General features: G+C 54.2%; 18 protein-coding genes and 2 pseudogenes. 5 read left to right on the top strand and 15 right to left on the bottom strand.

What is annotated here, in order from left to right; genetic code table 11:
* Nucleotides 1-96 precede the first annotated feature (96 nt).
* The 6 genes from AC2TCY_RS22380 to AC2TCY_RS22355 form a co-directional block, all read right to left on the bottom strand.
* Entirely contained in the window at nucleotides 97-846 is a 750-nt protein-coding gene (locus AC2TCY_RS22380; RefSeq protein ID WP_480850896.1) for an N-formylglutamate amidohydrolase, read from the bottom strand.
* A 36-nt stretch (nucleotides 847-882) separates the two neighbouring features.
* Nucleotides 883-1686, bottom strand: a complete 804-nt coding sequence (locus AC2TCY_RS22375; protein WP_480850894.1) for an inositol monophosphatase family protein — start codon at nucleotides 1684-1686, stop codon at nucleotides 883-885.
* Between the two features lie 61 nt (nucleotides 1687-1747).
* On the bottom strand, nucleotides 1748-2506 hold the full coding sequence (locus AC2TCY_RS22370) for a DeoR/GlpR family DNA-binding transcription regulator (protein WP_480850892.1): 759 nt from the start codon (nucleotides 2504-2506) through the stop codon (nucleotides 1748-1750).
* Between the two features lie 15 nt (nucleotides 2507-2521).
* Nucleotides 2522-4201 (bottom strand): ABC transporter permease subunit, encoded by a 1680-nt coding sequence (locus tag AC2TCY_RS22365; RefSeq protein WP_480850890.1) that lies wholly within the window; start codon nucleotides 4199-4201, stop codon nucleotides 2522-2524.
* A complete protein-coding gene (locus tag AC2TCY_RS22360; protein WP_480850889.1) occupies nucleotides 4198-5226 on the bottom strand; it encodes an ABC transporter ATP-binding protein in 1029 nt (342 codons plus the stop codon). Before AC2TCY_RS22360 ends, AC2TCY_RS22365 begins: the two co-directional genes overlap by 4 nt.
* Nucleotides 5227-5346: 120 nt before the next feature.
* On the bottom strand, nucleotides 5347-6354 hold the full coding sequence (locus tag AC2TCY_RS22355) for an ABC transporter substrate-binding protein (RefSeq protein ID WP_480850887.1): 1008 nt from the start codon (nucleotides 6352-6354) through the stop codon (nucleotides 5347-5349).
* 248 nt (nucleotides 6355-6602) lie between these two features.
* Here AC2TCY_RS22355 and AC2TCY_RS22350 point away from each other — a divergent pair.
* A pseudogene (locus AC2TCY_RS22350) lies at nucleotides 6603-7013 on the top strand (IS5 family transposase); the annotation flags it as partial.
* A gap of 523 nt (nucleotides 7014-7536) precedes the next feature.
* On the opposite strand, the pseudogene AC2TCY_RS22345 reads toward AC2TCY_RS22350, so the two are convergent.
* From AC2TCY_RS22345 to AC2TCY_RS22330, 4 genes and pseudogenes are all read right to left on the bottom strand, one after another.
* Nucleotides 7537-7806 (bottom strand): annotated as a pseudogene (locus AC2TCY_RS22345) (IS6 family transposase); the annotation flags it as partial.
* Nucleotides 7807-7879: 73 nt separating this feature from the next.
* Nucleotides 7880-9232, bottom strand: a complete 1353-nt coding sequence (locus AC2TCY_RS22340; protein ID WP_480850885.1) for a hypothetical protein — start codon at nucleotides 9230-9232, stop codon at nucleotides 7880-7882.
* Between the two features lie 74 nt (nucleotides 9233-9306).
* The gene (locus tag AC2TCY_RS22335; protein ID WP_480850883.1) at nucleotides 9307-9723 is read right to left on the bottom strand and encodes a GFA family protein; all 417 of its coding nucleotides are present in this window, start codon (nucleotides 9721-9723) and stop codon (nucleotides 9307-9309) included.
* Nucleotides 9724-9735: 12 nt separating this feature from the next.
* Nucleotides 9736-10371 carry a glutathione S-transferase family protein gene (locus AC2TCY_RS22330; protein ID WP_480850881.1) on the bottom strand — a complete coding sequence of 212 codons (636 nt, stop codon included), beginning with the start codon at nucleotides 10369-10371 and terminating at the stop codon, nucleotides 9736-9738.
* A 100-nt stretch (nucleotides 10372-10471) separates the two neighbouring features.
* Between AC2TCY_RS22330 and AC2TCY_RS22325 the strand changes: the two genes are divergently transcribed.
* Nucleotides 10472-11260: a helix-turn-helix transcriptional regulator gene (locus AC2TCY_RS22325; protein ID WP_480850879.1), complete on the top strand. Its 789-nt coding sequence runs from the start codon at nucleotides 10472-10474 to the stop codon at nucleotides 11258-11260.
* A gap of 425 nt (nucleotides 11261-11685) precedes the next feature.
* A complete protein-coding gene (locus AC2TCY_RS22320; protein ID WP_480850877.1) occupies nucleotides 11686-12624 on the top strand; it encodes a S41 family peptidase in 939 nt (312 codons plus the stop codon).
* A 791-nt stretch (nucleotides 12625-13415) separates the two neighbouring features.
* On the opposite strand, the gene AC2TCY_RS22315 is transcribed toward AC2TCY_RS22320, so the two are convergent.
* On the bottom strand, nucleotides 13416-13610 hold the full coding sequence (locus AC2TCY_RS22315) for a DUF1059 domain-containing protein (RefSeq protein WP_480850875.1): 195 nt from the start codon (nucleotides 13608-13610) through the stop codon (nucleotides 13416-13418).
* A 30-nt stretch (nucleotides 13611-13640) separates the two neighbouring features.
* The gene (locus AC2TCY_RS22310; protein WP_480850873.1) at nucleotides 13641-14051 is read right to left on the bottom strand and encodes a GFA family protein; all 411 of its coding nucleotides are present in this window, start codon (nucleotides 14049-14051) and stop codon (nucleotides 13641-13643) included.
* A gap of 159 nt (nucleotides 14052-14210) precedes the next feature.
* Here AC2TCY_RS22310 and AC2TCY_RS22305 point away from each other — a divergent pair, with 159 nt between their 5' ends.
* A complete protein-coding gene (locus tag AC2TCY_RS22305) occupies nucleotides 14211-15107 on the top strand; it encodes a LysR family transcriptional regulator (protein WP_480850872.1) in 897 nt (298 codons plus the stop codon).
* Between the two features lie 207 nt (nucleotides 15108-15314).
* On the opposite strand, the gene AC2TCY_RS22300 is transcribed toward AC2TCY_RS22305, so the two are convergent.
* The 3 genes from AC2TCY_RS22300 to AC2TCY_RS22290 form a co-directional block, all read right to left on the bottom strand.
* Nucleotides 15315-15986 (bottom strand): class I SAM-dependent methyltransferase, encoded by a 672-nt coding sequence (locus AC2TCY_RS22300; protein WP_480850870.1) that lies wholly within the window; start codon nucleotides 15984-15986, stop codon nucleotides 15315-15317.
* Between the two features lie 174 nt (nucleotides 15987-16160).
* Nucleotides 16161-16931, bottom strand: coding sequence for a DUF2182 domain-containing protein (locus AC2TCY_RS22295; RefSeq protein WP_480850869.1), 771 nt, complete (start codon nucleotides 16929-16931; stop codon nucleotides 16161-16163).
* Nucleotides 16932-16959: 28 nt separating this feature from the next.
* The gene (locus tag AC2TCY_RS22290; protein ID WP_480850867.1) at nucleotides 16960-17580 is read right to left on the bottom strand and encodes a DUF1326 domain-containing protein; all 621 of its coding nucleotides are present in this window, start codon (nucleotides 17578-17580) and stop codon (nucleotides 16960-16962) included.
* Nucleotides 17581-17848: 268 nt separating this feature from the next.
* Between AC2TCY_RS22290 and AC2TCY_RS22285 the strand changes: the two genes are divergently transcribed.
* Nucleotides 17849-18469: a sulfotransferase family protein gene (locus AC2TCY_RS22285; protein WP_480850866.1), complete on the top strand. Its 621-nt coding sequence runs from the start codon at nucleotides 17849-17851 to the stop codon at nucleotides 18467-18469.
* Nucleotides 18470-18598 lie beyond the last annotated feature (129 nt).

The following is an 18598-nucleotide window of genomic DNA, read 5'->3' as shown; positions in this document are numbered from 1 at the left end:
TCAAACGACCCTGCATGTCAACCATGCAGACCAATACAGTGTCGATATCACCTGCTGATACCTGCGTCTTAAGATGCTCGAAATTGAGACCTCTGCTCACGATTCAACCTCCCTGATCGCGATGTCGTTCAGCGCCGGTTGCAACAGCGCCAGTATGTCTTCCGCCATGGCGGCAATTTGCGTGTCCGTGCGCAACAAGTCGTTGCGCGCTTCGATCATAACGTTCGGCAATCCGCGGCTGAGTGCGTGCAGACGCAAGGAATGCGTTACACCATCTACAGGGCCATAGGGCTCGTTCCGTTCGATCCGTCGATGAGGAATGCTGCCCACATTATCCAGCATCGCATCCACCAGCCGGCTGTCCTCGTCATGCAGCAAGCCAAGTTCTACTGTGCGGTGCCTTTTGAAATAGACTGGCGTGAAGGAGTGAACCGTCACAACGGCGTCTGCACCTCGACCGTCAAGCATTTGCGAAACGGCCCGGCAGAATGGCTCGTACACCGCGGCCGCACGAGCGGCGCGGTCCCGCAGGGTCAGCCCGGCATTCCCTGGTACCTCAATCAACTCTGATTTCCCGGGCATTGCGCTTGCGGCCTCGGGCGGGCGGTTACAGTCATAGACCAGCCGCGACACCGTTGATGCCACCATCGGCGCATTCAGGGCCTTAGACAGAAAAATGGCAAGCGCTCGTGCTCCGGGATCCCATGCCGCGTGGCTTTGCCTGTCGGTTTCGGCCAGACCCAATCCGCCATATTCCGGCGGTATTCTGTGGCTGGCGTGTTCGCACAGCAGAACGACGCGCCCCGCGCCGTTTGGGTTGATGATTTCAACGGGAGAGATTTCCATTGGGTCTCCGTTCCAGATAGGCGCCGACCGATTGGTCTAAGTGCTCAATTTGTCCAGAAGTTCAGCGTGAAGTTCAGGCGTCGCAGCGGAAACGACGGCACCATCCGAGGCAAGCGTCAGGGAATTTCCCAGCCAGTCGGTCATCACGCCCCCGGCAGCTTCGATCAACGGAGACAACGCGAGGTAGTCATAAGGCTGCAAGTCATAGTCCACCACGGCGTCCACGTGACCCGCGGCCAGCAACGCATGCGGATAGCAGTCATAACCGAACCGGCGCGTCTTTCCGGTGCGCAACAGCCGGTTCAACTGCTCTGGCCGTTCCGCAATCAGTTTCTCGCCCTCGTTGATGTAGATTTTGCAGTCATCCAGACTGCGTTGTCCTGAAACGCGGATGGGTCTTCCGTTGCAGGTGGCCGCTCGTCCAACGCCGCCCGAGTACACTTCGCTCAACATCGGCATGGAAATGGTCCCGGCAATAGCTTGGCCATCTGCGACGTAGGCAAGCAGCAGCCCAAACAGGGGATTGCCGGAAATGAAAGAGCGGGTGCCGTCGATCGGGTCAATTACCCAAAGGTTTTTGGTTGTGCCACCATCAACGCCGCTTTCTTCGCCAAAGATTCCGTCATCCGGATACTTGGCTGCAATTGCCTTTTTCAATTCGCTTTCGATCAGACGATCCGTAACCGTTACCGGGCTTTCATCTGATTTGAAGCTCACGTGGTTCGGTTGACGGAATGCACCGCGGGCAATCCCAGAGGCGAGTTCTGCAAAGCTCTCGCTGTCGGAAATAATCTGATGAATGCGATCCCCGGCCAAATTTTCAGTTATGTCTTTACTCATCTTCTTTCCTTGAAAATCCATCGCAAGGGTTGTTGTTTGCTTTCAACCTGACCACGGTTCGTCAGATCAGAACACTGGTCCCTGTTTCGTCGAATGATGTGGTCTGTTCGGGAAGCGCCTTGCTGTCCGTAACCAGCGTCCCGATCCGTGTTGCTTCGCAAATCCGAACCCGGCTCGTCTGACCAAGCTTTGTGCGATCGCACAGGAATACGTTCTCCGCCGCTTGCTCCAGCATCGCATTGGCAACTTCGGCCTCTTTCAGGGCATAAGAGAAAGCACCTTCTTGCGCATGAATAGCAACCGGAGAGACAACCGCCAGATCGACATTGAAGCGTCGGATTTCTGACAGTGTCAGTTCACCATACGTAGCGGGTACGTCAGAAACGATTTGCCCGCCCAGCAAAATGACTTCGGCATCGGTTCCTGCCGCCTTGACGATCTGAGCTATCTCGACCGAGTTCGTGACCAGCATGAAGTTCGACAACTGCGCAATTGCATGTCCGAAAGCCGTTGTCGTTGTGCCTGCGTCCACCATGATGGACATTCCCGGCTTGACCAGAGTGGCCGCCTTTCGCGCGATCTTTTGCTTGGCGCCCGCCTGGGCATCCCGGCGTTTTTCGAATGGTTCCTCTCTGCGTTGAGCAGGCAGAACCGCACCTCCGTGCACGCGCTCGATCAGGCCGGTTTCTTCCAGTTCGAGAAGATCGCGCCTCACGGTTTCGCGGGAAACACCAAGAAGATCCGGCAGATCATTCGCACTGACGCGCTGGCTGGATTCCAACAGCGCAAGTATTCGTTGATGGCGTTCCTTAGACCACATTCCCTGAATTCCCTTTTAGGACTTAGGTTTGCGCGACAACAGCGCGACAGACATCTTCATCAACCCAAGCGAAATGGCGACTACCGCCATAACACAGCTGGAAAAAGCGGCGGCTTGGGATGTTAGTCCGGCATCATCCAGCCGCATGATTGTCACCGCCGCCACGTCGAGCTTGGGCGTGGTCAGAAACACAACCGCTGACAAAGTGACCATCGAGCGCATGAAGAGGAAGAAGAAGACGGATGCCAGCATAGGCGCCACAAACGGCACGACAATTGTTGCGGCCGTTCTGGCCATTCCGGCCCCCAGCGAGCAGGCGGCTTCCTCAAGTGCTGCCGGGAATTGGCGGAACCCGGTCATCACCGTCAGAAAAGCCTGAGTGTGATAGTGATAGAAGTTGACGATAGCGATCAGAGCTGCCGTGCCGTACAGCAGGTACAGCGGTGTTGACGTCGAGTTGAATGTCAGAATGTAGGACAGGCCAAGGACAATCCCGGGCACTGCCGCAGGCATTGCCGCAAGCACTTGTATCGCCTGTGCTGGCTGTGGCGGCAGTTTTCGCAATCCAAGCGCCAGGACAAAAATCAGAAATGTCCCGCCTGCCGCCGCACCCAGAGATATGAGGATCGTAATCCACAGCGACGAATATCCACCAGCCAGAGTGATATCGAAGTGCTTGAACGTCAGATCGAAATTGTAGGGCCAAAGCTTCACGAAGCTTGCGTAAATCACAATACCGATGACGGAAACGATCATCGTCACAATGAGGAAGCAAACCAGCGCCATGGGAATGTCGCGACGCGGGCTGAAAACCGGGATGAATCTTTGAATATTGGTGCCGTTCTGATTTCTCTGGCGCTTCATTGCCTGACGTTCAATGACATACGAGACCACCGTGGGCAGCAAAAGCATGATGCCGACAACAGCGCCAAGGTTGAAGTTGCGCAGGCCAATCACTTGCTTGTAGATCTCGGTCGCCAGAACCGAGTAATCCCCACCGATTACCGCGGCATTGCCGAAATCCGTGATAGTGATGATGAAAACGACAAAGGCGCTATTCAGCAAGGCGAAGACCGTTGCGGGCAGGGTAAGGTCTCTGAATTGCCGGCCGGGCTTGGCGCCCATCACTTCGGCCGCTTCATAGATTCTCGCATCAAGCAGAACCAGTGATGCACCAATGATCATGACTGCTTGCGGCAGCGCATAAAGGGTGTTCGAAATGAGAAGACCCCAAAACCCATAAATATCCAGCTCGATACCCAGTGCACGGCTGACCAGCCCGTTGCGACCCAGCAAGAAAATCAATCCCAATGCCTGAACCAAAGAAGGCGCAAGTAGAGGCAGAACGATCACGGCACGGATCACCCATTTGCCCGGAAATGCACACCGGTGCAGGCCATGCGCTATGATGAAACCAAGAAACACGCTGACGACCGTTGTCGCCAATCCCATCGTCATGGAATGCCGCGTAGCGCGCCAGAAGCCGCTGGATTGCAGAACCTCCGAATAGTTTTGGAACCCATAGGTCCCGTCCGGCGTCGTGATCGAGCGCAGGAATACGATGACCATCGGATAGAGGAAAAACAAAGCCAGCCCGAACAGAGGCACCGCTATGCAGACCGCTGCTACCAATTTGTCGCCGTCAAACTTCCGTTCGGGTTTGGCCGGGGTGGCAGACACATCAGCGCAAGTCATGCCGCGTCACCGTGTACATCATTCGCGACCCAGGTCATGGCCGACGGGGCAATTTCGAGGTCCACGCTCTGACCTTCGGCCAAAGTGACTTCGCCGTGGGTTTCCGCTACAAGCTCTCCCAACGGGCTGTCCAGACTGAGCCGGGTAAGATTTCCCAGGAAAGACAGCGACCTGATTGTGGCTTTCCCGGATGCATTCGCCTGAACCCCAATTTGCTCTGGGCGCAAGCTGGCAATGAACTGATCGTCTTCACCTTTGGGTCGATCAGCCAGAAGTTCGGGCATGGCCTGCCTGATCCGACCGGTGTCGATCAGGTTGCTCGTTCCCATGAAGTCAGCCACAAACCGCGTTTTTGGTCTGTGGTACAGCTCATCCGGGGTGCCCGCCTGTACAACAACTCCGTGGTTCATGCAGATAATCTTGTCGGCCAGCGCCAAGGCTTCTTCCTGATCGTGGGTTACCATCAAGGTCGGAATGCCCAATGCCCGCTGTACCTGCTTGATTTCATCACGCAGCGTCGCACGCACTTTGGCATCCAGAGCCGAAAGCGGCTCATCCAGCAACAAAACCCGCGGGTCGACGGCAATCGCTCGGGCCAGCGCAATCCGCTGCTGCTGCCCACCTGATAACTGCCCGGGGTACTTGCCGGCAACATGTGGAAGTTTGATCATTTCGAGCAATTCCGTCACACGATCAGACGTCTTCGAAGCGTCCTGACCGCGGATTTTCAACCCATATCCAATGTTTTCGGCGACAGTCATATTCGGAAACAGCGAATAGGACTGAAACACGATGCCGAAATCACGCTGACGGGCAGGTAGCTTCGAAATGTCCTGACCCTGGAGAATGACCTGACCGTCATCGATATCCGTCAAACCGGCAATTATGCGAAGCAACGTGGTCTTGCCGCAACCGCTCGGGCCAAGCAGGCAAACGAATTCACCTTTCTCAAGGGATACTGTGACATCATCCAATGCGATGAATGACCCATATTTTTTGGTTGCGTTTTGGACAGTCAGATACATTGCGGCTCTTTCACAAAGGCTGCCTGAGGGCGAAACGGCCTCAATTGCACTAGATTGTATTTTTGAGGTTTTTGGAGTTGCGGATGGCAACAAGGCCATCCGCGGCACTCCGGTCAGGGATTACCGACCGAAACGCTCTCTCCACTCGGCCTTGATTTCATTCTGTCTACCAGCGGACTCGACGAAATCGACTGGTGCCAGAATTGTACTGATGTCTTCCGGCAAGCCGGCATCTTTTGCAAACCCGGACATTTCCACACCGGGAGCTGTAACAAGCGCCTTGTATTGCCCAAAGAGCGCGAGCGCGTCCTCGCTCATCGACCAGTCGAGGAAACGTTTCGCCGAATCCTTGTTTTCGCTGCTGCTCAAAACGCCCGACGCCTCCAGTTCGTATCCTGCGCCGCCTTCAGGGAATACCATGGCCAGCGGGTAACCGTCTTCCATCGATTTCATCGCCGTGAAGGCCAGTGAGATGCCGACCGTGTATTCGCCGACCCGCGCCGCCTTGCAAGGCTTAGAGCCTGAGGATGTATACTGTGCCATGTTCGAGTCGACTGCCGACAACTGTTTCCAGCCCTCTTCAACACCGAGGCTTTGCAAAACGGCGTTGACGTGCAGATAACCGGTACCCGAAGAGTTCGGATCAGGCATCAGAACCTCGTCCTTGAACCCCGGAGCCTCCAGATCGGTCCAGCTCTTGGGCATTTCCAGGCCCTTGTCCTTCAGGCGTTCCGTATTCACGCAAAACGCGCCCATATAGCCGATCTGGGCAAACCAGCGGCCATCAGGGTCGCGAAATTCCGGGGCAAGCGCCTCAGTCCCAGCCACTTCCATCGGCTCGAGCAATTCCAGAACCTGGGGGTCCATCATGGCCGTAACCGCCCATCCCCAGATCACATCAGCCTGCGGATTGTCCTTTTCGGCAAGTAGCCGAGCACCCAACTTGCCTGTAGACAGGCGCAGAATATCAATCTCCAGATCCGGCATCGCTTCCTGAGCGGCCTCGAGATATACTGCGATCTCTTCTTCTTCCAGAGCGCTGTAGATCGTCAGTGACTCGGCCATCGCCGAGGTCGCTGCGCCAATTGCAAAAACTGATGCGGCGATTTGTGATGTCGTCTTGTTCATTTTGCTGTCCCTGTCTGTTTGTCTGCGACCCCGGCAATTGTCTCAGCGTTTCTGGCAGAAACGTCCTCAATATGCAGGTGTGCATGAATGTGTAGTTTTGTGGTTTATTGTAATTTTGTGGTTTTTACAATAGGAAATTCGACCAGACAAACCTGCCAAAGGTAGCGCCGCCGGATCTCAGCTAGGGTCAGGATGCATTGAATTCCGACGCGCCGCGTGATTCACGGCTCCGATAACCGAGCGGTGACATGAGCGATCTTTTTTGGCTGACCGACGTGCAGATGGCGCGTCTTAAACCCTTCTTACCGAAGCCGCATGGTAAGCGTCGGGTTGATGACAAGCGAGTTTTGAGCGGGATTATCTTCATCAACCGAAATGGGTTAAGGTGGCGCGATGCCCCTTAAGCCTATGGTCCGCACAAAACGCTTTGCAGTCGCTGGAAGCGATGGAGCAAAAAAGGCATCTTCGCACGGATAATGGCCGGTCTGGCCGCCGAGCACGGCGAACAGAAGGCCGTGATGATCGACGCGACTTACCTGAAGGCACATCGAACGGCGACCAGCATGGCCGCCAAAATAAGGGCGCGCGGTCGCCTGATCGGCCGAACCAAGGGCGGCATGAACACCAAACTGCACGCCATCTGCGACAGCCAGGGGCGCTGTCACAGTGCCCTTAATTACTGGACGCAGATACATTCAGGGACATTTGACCCGATTTTGTGCCTTTAATTCTTGGATATCCACAGGCTAGCGGCGGCTTTTCTCGAGGGTGAGATCGGCACATCGGAGCAACTCCGCACGGTCCGCATTTACCCCGAGTTGTTCGATTGCTTTTTTGGCAGCCGCCAGAAAATCGGGTTTCGTTGTGTTGTCGGATTTGCGTGCCGGAATCCAGGCCTTCTGAATTCTGCCTTCGATTTCTAAGCCGTCTCTTCGTAGTGTCTCGGGCGTTGGTAGAGCTTGTTGAGTGCGTTTTGCGGGCGACGACCAACACCGTCGCCCGGTGATCTGAATTGCCTATTTCAGCGGCCTGCTTGCAGTCCCCAGATAGACGACATGTGCAAAAACGCAGGCAAGTATAAGGGCAATCACCGCCAGCCAAAGCGTGCTGGCATAGTTGGAACCCGTCAGTTGGAACAACATTGCCATCGAACCCAGGCCAAGAACGCCACCGATATCATAGGCTGCGGCGCGGATGCCCGACGGTAACTTCGTCCAAGTACCAGATATCGCGGGGCCACTCTTGCCGCCTCCGCTTGATCCGCGCGGTTTTCGGTCCGATCTTGGCAGTCCAACGACGGATGGTCTTGTACGAAACGTCGACACGGTGCTCCAGCAACATCTTTTCCACTTCGCGCAGGCTCAAATTGAACCGAACGTATAGCCAGACAACATGAGCGATGATTTGTGCTGAAGAACGGCGGCGCTTGTAGCTGATAGGCGGGTTTTGCATCTGCGCCACCTATGCGGAAATTGGGGTGTCACCAATCGTTTCAATGTTACGGTGACATCACCCAACAACGCCTTCAATCCCTGCTTGTTCCCTGACTAACATCATCTGCATCCAGAAAGACTGCATTTTCGACCTTGAAGGCACGAACAGCTGCAAGCATTTCAACCAGCGTGGCGTCGCCGTTCCTTGCCGCCTCTTCCTGAGCCAGGCGATCAAGTGCAGCGTCTGCGTGGGCCGCGAAAATTTGCAGCATCCCAGCAGGCCATTCCCGGCTCTCAACTCCGTTGCGCTCCAGATTGCGCAGTGCTGCCCCCTGCGCCGAGACGCGTTGAGCGTAAGTTTTCAGCACAGTGGCCCGCGCGGCAAATTCGATCGCGTTGCGAACCGCCGGATCAAGTGCTTCCCATTCTGCCTTGTTCCAAACGAGTTCCGCATAGACCCAGGTTTGATGCCAGCTTGTTGTATAATGGACTGGCGGGGTCACATCTGAGATGTCAACGCTGTCATTGCTCTCACCCTGCTTCCTGGCCACCAGTTTGAAGAATTGAAGGTGGCCGGACGGCATCGCCAATTCAAATGCATCAACATTTCCGTTGACTGACATCAAATGCGGGAAAACGCCTGGTGCAAACCCGCCGAACGTCAGGCGCTTCGGATCATTAACTACGGGATTGTCGGGGTTGGAACCGCAATCTGCCTTTGAGTTCTCACAACGGGTTGCCTTGCCGATAAAGTCAATGTCCTTCCCAACTGAGCGGCAGCTGTCCTGAATGATATAGCGTGCACCGATCGGATAACGAATGACGTAGGGCAGATCGCAAAACGCGCCCAAGGCTTCTTCGGCAGACACGCCTTCACCGGCTTCAGGCAGAGGTTTTGGGAAAAAACCCGATGTCTGCGACGGGCTGACTGCGACTGGGATTACTTTTAGCTTTCCGTCAAATGCCTCATCGTAGAATCTCTGGTGAATTTCGATGCCGCCGCCGCCATAGAGGAACGCTATCCATTCTGGCGCTGTCAGCCCGAAGGGGACACCTCCTGAATAGAACTCCGCGAACGCCAGCTTGGATTCCGTCGGCAGCCCTATATATGCAGCCAGTCCGCCTTCATGCGGGCCCGCCGCTACGGCTTTCAAGAGGCTTCCCCAGTCCTTGCGGCTCACGACCGGAGGCTGTACGTCGCCCTCATCAGCAGGATCGATGCGGCCGGAGACATGCATAACCAGACGCGTATCATGGCCTGCCAAAAGCGTATTGGCTTCATCGATGAAGTTCTTCGCCGCTCCACCAACCGGATGAGCGCCACCAGGTGTAGCATCGGTAAATTGAAGCGGCGGAAATCGCGATTGTACGGAGATGTCTTTTGCAAACAGAGGCATGGCGATCAAAGCTGCACATGCCGATGCGATAATTGTGATTCTCTTCATGTCTTTCTCCCGTTGAGTGGTGACGGTCCCTCGTTTCATTTCTGGCACTTGGTGAGCTGGGCAATTAGCATTCCCTAGCGTGGGTTCTTGGCGAACGCCGTGACCCCGTCAGGGATGACAATTCCGGGGGCCGCCTTGCTGGTCCAAAGCTGGGTCGCTTTTGAGAAATCAATGGGCTGGTCGAGCGTTCCCGCACGGACCTTGAGCATTGGTTCCGTTTCAATGTCGCCGTGCCAAACACGGGTTCCGCAATTGTCACAAAAGTAGCAATCAACGGTGTTGCCGCTGTCAGCTTTGCGCGTCCATTTCTTCAATGCGCCGGATGTGAGTGCTACGGTATCTGCCGGAACCACAATTACGGCCCCAAATGCGGACGCCGATTGCTTTTGGCAACTGGTGCAATGGCATATGACCGCCTTTTCTTCTGTGGGTGCAATTGTAAAGCGGCATGCTCCGCAATTGCAGCTACCCGTTCGTACGTGTTTGGCCATCTTTGGCCCCTTTCAACTTATTGTTTTAGTGAGAGGAATTTCCCCGACGTCCAAGGGCTGAGCATAGCCGGTTTGAAATCCGGGGCGTTCGCCAAGTTTGAGATACCAATCCCTGGTTGCCGGAAAGTCGTTCAGGTCGATTTGCTGGTACCCAAATCTCGATACCCAGGGCCAAATCGCCATGTCGGCGATAGAGAGTTCATCAAGAATAAATGCGGACCGTTCCAAGCGACCTTCTAAAACCGAATAGAGCCTAAGCGCTTCGACGTGATAGCGGTGCTCGGCGTATGATGACTTGCCTGGGTTATAGTGAAGGAAGTGATGCGCCTGCCCCAGCATCGGCCCGAAGCCGCCCATTTGCCACATGAGCCATTCCATCATCTCCCACCATCGGGACGAACCGTAGGATGGCGCAAAACGACCGGTCTTGTCTGCAAGATAGAGAAGAATGGCACCAGACTCGTTGATCACCGTCTTGCCATCAACAAGCGCCGGTATCTTGCTGTTGGGATTTATCGCCAGATATTCGGGCGTGGACTGCTCGCCCTTTGTGATGTCGATGGGGATCGCCTGATATGCCAGCCCCATCTCCTCCAGAGCAATGGAAACCTTGCGACCGTTGGGCGTGGTCCAGGAATAGAGCTTCAATTCTGGCTCTGCTGTGCTGGTCTCTGTTGTGTCAGTCATACGCATATCGTATATGGATTCTGTGTATGGTTTTTCCGATTTACCTAACCAGGAGTCGCATATGCCTGAACTGGACAGACTGTCTGACCTCTTCTCCAGCTTCTCTTTAGAAGTCCAAGTATGTGCGCCGGAAACGGCCAATCTATTGTTTTTTGAAGGAGACAAGGAAGGCGAAATTGCAACCGTCGAAATTGTCAACCGGCCGTTAGAACTTCGGTGTTTCCATCTTTTGCCCAAAGTGATCTTCGCTGCGCGCGCGCGCTTGGGCAATGTTGAACATCCGTTCCTTCAGACATTGCCCAACAGAACCGTTTTGTCGGCTCATGACGACCCGCATCTCGCCGCGATGGTTGAACTCGCGATGAGGGAGGCCAGCCTTGATCGTTGCGGTGTACGTACCGTATTGAACCGGATTGCTGAGATTCTTTTTATACAAGTTCTGCGAATCTGCATGGACAATGGACTTTCAGAGGCAGGTGTTCTCAATGGTCTGGCCCACGACCGCATTAGCCGTGCGCTGGTTGCCATTCATTCCGAGCCGACAAATTCCTGGAGCGCACAAGACCTTGCCGAAATTGCAGGAATGTCGAGAAGCCGCTTTATTGATGTGTTTCGTGAAACACTTGGGTTGACGCCGATTGCTTACTTACGCCGTTGGCGCCTCACGCTGGCGCTTCAAGACATCCAAAATGGCGCCCGGGTCAAAGCGGTGGCTCGAAAATACTCTTATAGGTCAGGCGAGGCACTGTCGCGGGCATTTAAGAAACAGTTTGGGATCTACCCGGGCAGTCTTTTATTTCAGAAATGGGGGGAAGAACAACCGATGCGGGTGGAAGGGATTGACGCATAGCGGTGAAGCAATCATCCGTATTTGTGCAGCAATGAAGCCCTCGGTCCTGCACTGCATGAATTCATGGTTTCACGTTTACTATAGTCCGCCTGAAAGGCTGCATTTTCTGCTGTCTCGCAGCGAAGAACGAGCAGGTCCAGGTGGGGCTCAATCTGGACATTGACGAGCGGCTATGCGCACTGTGAATCATGTCGCTGACGGAAGACCTTAAGCAAATTCTAGAAACTGCCCTGCCAACCGATCCCAGCTTTCGGCGGATCGAAAAGGCCGTAATAGACAGCTGCATTAGTGACTGCCGAAGATGCGCTTTGGAGGGCTCCATTGAAGCCTTTCTGTTGTCCGCGATGCGCCTAATGGCACTTCCCGACAATGGGCACACACGGCTGATCCCGAATGATGCGATCTCGGTGCTACCGCTGAGGTTCGTGAGCGTGGGGCGCTCAGTGCAAGTCATTGGGGCGGCACCAGGGGTAACTGCACCGCGAGGAGAGTTGATAGCAGTCAACGGTGCAGCTTTGAGCCAAATCGAAGCCACTGCGGAGAAATTTCTGGCGGGAACGTGCCAAAGGAGACGGGTCATCGGACCGATTCTTCTGGCTTGGCCGTACGCTTTGACACGTTTGGGTTTTTCGTCAAACGGCGGTACGACCGAGTATCGTGTGCAGGACAAAAATGGGCAGATAACCAATCTGAAAGTGGCAAATGGAAATACTGTTCCTGCATCGACGCTCTACCCGAGAAACGAGCACGGCAAGGCTGATCCAGCCTGGGAACCCGAGACCTTTGTAGAGATAACGGACTGGCAAGACCTTGGGCTTTCAATTCTGTTGCCAAGTTTCTTTGACCCGAGCGAAAGTGCGCTGTCTAAGGCCATCTCAGATGCCGCGGACCGCGTGGGCGCCAGCTCAAACAAAACACTCTTGATTGACGTTCGCGGAAACACCGGCGGCGATTTTCTTCTAACGATGCCCTTGATCGATGCGATCTCGCAAAGCGCAAGTAAGCAGGTTGTTGTGCTTGTCGATAAGTTCACGTTTTCCGCAGCTATAGTGTTTGTAGCCATCCTTAAACATCGTTTGGGAAATAGGCTCAAACTCATCGGGGAAGAAATGGGCGACGGGTTAATGTTCTTTGCCGAGGGCGGGTTACTCGATTTGCCGACTAGCGGAGCGGTCGTTCGTTACTCATCAGCCTTTCACGACTGGAAGAATGGAACGCCTGACGAAACCACACCGCCAGCGATCGCGCGGCAAATCGTACCCGCAGGAGCACTGAATTTGGATTGGGAATGGGTCGCAAGACCTACTGGTGAGGATGCACAAGGCGCGTTCTATCAACGAGTTCTCAAAAGCGTGAGCGATTAGACGAACGGCCGGTAAGTCCGCAGAGCAGACATCCGTCCCTCCTTATTGTGAACTTTGTCGCAACCAGACAACCGCTGCAAAAAGCGCGGTGATGATGACCAAAACGCAAGCCACAGCAAAGAAGACGCGAAGGAACTGATACGATGCACCCAAAATTCGGGCGTCGTATCCCGTCAACGAGACAAGAGCACGTCGCGCTCGCTCGGCTAATCCCATATTTGACTGCTCCTTATTGTGCACCTTCACCAAGTTATTTAGCTTCCTCGTGGCCTGGCCGTTGGAGAGTGTCCGGGTCGATAACTTCGTACTGCCAATACTGCCGGGACAGCCGCCACCATCTAACCACTAACAATTCGTCCACAAAACCCCGGACATGGCATCTCTGGTGGCGCGAGTGGGTTGGGTGCGGAAACGTGTCGCCAATCTTCAGTTGCTGTTCCATATCGGTCCTCCTTATCGAGAATCTGATTCGGGAAAACAGTAGGCCCTCACGCTACCGTAGACGTGCCCGGTAGAGACCACAGGTTCGCTTGCGAGTTCGGCAGCGACCTCACAGGTCAATCTATCTATATAGGGGCCAAGACGCTCGGCATGAATGTGTCCCGAACCGTCGCCTTCAACAGTAAAAACTAGTAACAAAATGAACACTTCTCTCCTCCTTATTGTCAACTTCGAATGTCCGCTACGAGCCCAAACCGGCCATTCGCAACAAAGCCGCCATTCTCCGCCAAGTGATCCGAACAGAGCTTCAATCCCGCGACTTTGTTGGGCTTCAAAGCTCAACTGGTTCATCAAGATGGTTTTATCAATGTTCCCAGATATGCCCGAGTGTCGGCGTCCCACGAGCTAGGGTCTTCTCCATGGGCAACCACCGCATGAAGTTCCATGAGCTTCCAGACTTCATCCTTCGTCGCAGCAACTACTTTGCCTGGGCAGGCCTCCATGCCCTCGCAATCCTTGCAGGCATATGAATAAGCAGTGTGCATCGCTTTCTCCTTGTTCGCTCGGAAAGTTGGTTAGAACTCAAGAAACGTCGGCAGCCCGTCGTCGAGTTTTATCCATGGCTGCCGATGTGAAACGAAGACGTGGGCTTTTGGCTGAGCAAGCGATGGGTCATCCAACGTCGCAGCCGCAAACCACGCATCACCGCTCCAGTCTTGGCCCTCAACTTCATTGGCAGCAGAATAGGTTAGCGTTGTTCCACAGTCCCGACAAAACCCGCGGCGAATACCCGGAGTTTTCTCAATGTATTGGATTTCGCCTTTGATGACTGCGAAGTCTGCGGCGGCTACCTTAGCCCAAGTTACAAAAGCGCCGCCAAGGGCCATTTGGCATGAACGACAATGGCAATGACCCGACCACGCTGGTGGGGTTGCTAACTGGTAACGAACAGCACCACAGTAACATCCACCTTGAAGTTTTTCCATCGTATCAAGCTCTCATGGCGTGCGGATAGGTTGGCATCGGTAACGAATCGCCCGCTCAGATAGTCCATAATTTCAGAACATATTTCGCTGTGAATATTGTCAGGAAAACCGATATTATGCGATTCAAATAGTCTGAGAACACATAAGAAAAACTATAGTATGGAATGGTTACACCTTCCCCCGATGAACGCTTTGCGTGCTTTCTCAGCGGTTGCGGATGCCGGAAGCTATACCGTGGCGGCTGAACGTTTGAACGTGACCCAAGCAGCTGTCAGTCAGCAGGTGAAATCGTTGGAAAAGCATCTGGGTGTTGCTCTCGTTTCCAGACGTGGGCGCAGCATTGAGTTGACAGAGCCCGGAATCATTCTTGCGCGTGAACTTGGTATCGGCTTTGAAATTATTGGAAGGGGCGTCGAACGGTTGGCAGAACATACAGCGCACCGCCCTGTTCAAGTGACCATGTCACCAGCGTTCGCGGTGGAGTGGCTATTGCCGAGAATGGCAGAGTTTCAACGTCAACACCCGGAGATCACTTTGATGCTGAACCCAACCTCGGAGCTAGTTCAGATACGTCCGGGTGGTATCGATGTCGCGATTAGGTATCACGATAGACGCATGCCGAGAAAAGAGGAGGACACTGTCCTTGTCTCCGATATGGTCGTGATCGGAGCACCTTCATTAGTCGGGGGTCAAGACCTGCGTGACCCAGCTTCTCTGACAAAGTTGCCTTGGTTGCAGGAACTGGGCACCAACGAAGCGGCGGACTGGTTCACTTATCACGGGGTTGTTCCCGCCGAGCCATTGACCATAAATCACATGCCGGGGAACCTTATCATGACTGCGGTTCGCCGGGGTGACGGTATCACGTATTCTGCCAGAGCTTTTTTTGAGGAAGATCTGTCATCTGGTCGGATGATTGAATTGTTCTCTGAGCCGCTCTTCGGCGTGTACTACATTCAGACGCAAGAAGACTATCAGCGTCCTGAGGCTAAGGTGTTCGTCAAGTGGCTTATATCTCAGTCGCAAGTCGTATCGGCAAACACGTCCGAAAACTGAGCACTTTCCAGTTGCAAATGTTCGTTCCGCGTCGGTCTCGATACCGTCGTTCTGGCGATTCACGTGGCCATCTGTTCTGCCAACCTACGGGCTATTTGCCTTGCCGAATCCAAGGTCGCGTCTTTGATTTAAAATGAAAATTTTCAAGGATCGCTTTGTGGGCGAAATTGCTATACAGAACTGGATCTCACGGTATGACAACCGCTATTATGAAACGATAAAGTGGTATGCGGCGCACGGCTGGTGTAAGACGATCTTCCCATAAAGGAATTCCACCGACCGGTTGAATGCGTCTTCCACGTTTGAAGCAACCCTTTCATAAACTTCAGAACGATCTGGATCCGGCCAAACGATCTTTTCCAGAAACGCTTCGAAAGTCGGATATTCACGAGTGAGGACGTACTCATTTTTGTTTTCCAGCCGAAACCCGTCTACTCCGTCCAAGTGGTTAAGTGTTTCATGAGAATGAGTTCGAACGAGGGTTTCATCTTCCACCAATCGAACAACGTCAAACATTGTCCCGTAAGGATAGGGCTCCACTATGTGCAACCGCCCACTGTTTCCAAGAACGCGGCGAATTTCAGTGAAAGCAGTGTGCTGAACCTCCACTGGAATGTGATGAAGTGAGAAGAACAAACACGCCAGGTCCTGCGAGCCGGAGTCGAGAGGCAGGTCTTCGGCAGCCCCAAGCCTAACGTCGATGTTTCTTGGTAAATCTTCTTTGGCTTTAGCAACTTTGTCCGGATCTATTTCTATTGCGGTGACTTTGGCTCCTGCTTCGTACAAGTCTCGTGAATAGACGCCGTCACCCGCACCAACATCGACGACTTGAAGCCCTTTAAGTTCGCATATCGATTTTAGGTGATCGATGTGAGTCATTGCCAACTCCAGCAAATCTGAATGGTCTTGCAACAGATTAGCACACCAGTTCCCCTATTTCCGCTTTGGGTTTGGAGCGGACCCTAACCTCCCGCAGAAATTGCTTGTCCGGTGACGTGTTGGAGATCGCTCTGCGGTGGCATTCATCCTGCTTGTGAATGCATCAACTTTTACTCAGGCGAGCGTGACCAGCCACCCACCCCAGACAATCAAAATCACGCCCAATCCTCGGCTCAGAAACCGCCCGAATGGCAAAGTCTTTTCTGCCAAAACTACGATTGTAAGTACGGCAACCCACGGCAGGTTCATGACGCCCAACACAAACAACAGCACCATCAGCATCCAGCAGCAGCCAAGACAGTAGACCCCGTGGTGAAGCCCCATCTTTGCGGCGCCCAGGGTCCCCTCGCGCCAGTGAACCGTAAGAAAACTCACGGGAGACCGGCAATGCTCCAGGCAAGTGTCCTTGAGTGGCGTCCATTGGAACAGCCCGGCGAGTATCAACATCACGCCGCCCACAGTCGGCGCAACCCTCCCCATCATGGAGGAAAGCGCGCCGCCCGTGTGCAGCCACCAATTCAATACAGTCGCCGCCAGCGAGAACCCCAGCCAAACCAACAGATACCCCGCCACGAAGCTGCCCGTTGGCACGAAGGGTCGCCCTGCCTCCTCCCGCTTCGCGCGGACCCTCTCGTAGATCATTAAGGCGGGTGTAACCGAAGGCAGCATCATAGCGAACATCATCACCGCCCACATGATAAGCATGAAGACAAAATCCGCGACTGACCACTGCATCATCATCGGCATGGCCACGTCGCCGACCATCGTCATCGAGGACGAACCAAGCCCGAGGTAAATTGTGTAGGCCCACGCCAATGCCGTGAGCACGACTAGCGCTGCCAGCACCAGCGCCCGATCTCGTCGTGCGACTCCTACAGCATTCATTGTGATGGCCTGACGTTCCGGCCCGGCCTCAGCCGGCCCAAGCGACTTGTCCGACCACACCCGACCGGCCTGTCCAGGTCACGGGCATATCCGCGTCGTTCCAGGTGGTTCCTTCACTGGGGGCCAGATCACCTTCATGCCCTTCATGCCCGAAGGCGAGGCTGAACGCGGCGTTCTGCAGTTTCATCTTGTTGCCGAGTTCATTGACCAGACGACGAGATTTCATCTCGCCCACACCGGCCACGCTTGCAGTAAGTTCGCCATCGGCCTCGGTCACGCTGATCCTGACGCGTTTGGTCGGAAGCCAGGTCGACAACAGGCTTGCCGGCACCTCCATGCCGCTGCCGGACGCACCCTGCAAGATAGTCTCCAATGCCGCCGCCTGCGCATCGCTGGCGTTTTCGTCAATGTACACTCGCCCGGTACCGTTCGCGTCGAACAGTGTTGGTCCGGGAAAATGCAATGAGACAATCGCGTTTTGGCCAGAAAGGCCCACGCCTTCATGAGAGCCCTCGCGAATGCGTATCAACAGAGATGTCGCACAGTACCCTTGGTCCAAGAGCATAAGGTCGGCTTGTCCGAACCAGCATGGGCAAAGCATGTTGCAATTGCAGGTTTCGACGAGTTCACCTGAAACATTCCAAGACATGATTTCTCCTCCCATCCCACATTTTCCACGACTGCATTTTAGCAGAAAGGCTGCTTTCCACCAATCAACCAGAAGGTTATCCATGTCTCCTTCGGGCTCTTACCTCCAATCGATGCTCACTGCAAAGAATGACCGCTACGAGCCCGAAGCAGACATCAAATCAAGCTGTCAGTCTCCAAACTTGAACACATTGGTGACAGTAGACAAAATGTTGGGTTTGTTGTTAGCTCATCGCATTCAGACAGAACTAAATTGTTAGGAGATTGATTTGCCACTTTCAGTTATTGGCGCAGGATTCGGCCGTACAGGCACCGAGTCGCTTAAGAAGGCCCTTGAAATTTTGGGGTTGGGACCTTGCTACCATATGTTCGAAGTGCTGCCCCATGCTGAGCGAGTAGCGGTTTGGCGCTCTGCCGCCGGAGGGAACACACCAGATTGGGATCAGGTCTTCGCCGAATATAATGCAACCGTTGACTGGCCCGGCGCCTATTTTTGGAGAGAACTGAGCGCGCACTTCCCGAAAGCGAAGATCATCCTCTCCGTACGCGATGCCGACGCATGGTACGAAAGCATGGATAAGACGATATTATCGATATTGCGGAATAGCGAAGACGCCGACTCAATTGGGATTAAGCTAATCGCCGATGGCGTGTTCGGCGGTAATATCGCCGACCGAGATCATATGATTTCTGTTTACGAAAAGAATATTTTGGATGTTCAAGCAGAGTTCGGGAAAGACAGACTTCTGACTTATGAGCTTGGTAGCGGGTGGGAACCTCTATGCGGATTTCTGGATCGCCCAATCCCCGACCAACCCTATCCACACGGCAATTCAACCGACGAATTTCAGGGAAAGGTCGACGCTGTCACGGACGCTCCTTCGGGCTGAAACTCTTTGCCTGGCATTGCCAAGTTGTCTGCGCGTTGTGAACAGGTTACGCGTTACGCATGAAGATACCGCCCAAATGCCGCGCCTGAAGGGCTTTCGTTTCCCGCGTGAGATCATCGCCTACGCTGT

The organism is Ruegeria sp. HKCCD7181 (assembly GCF_057221055.1).
The sequence above is the reverse complement of the archived record's forward strand: the minus strand, read 5'-3'. Positions and strand labels throughout refer to the sequence as shown.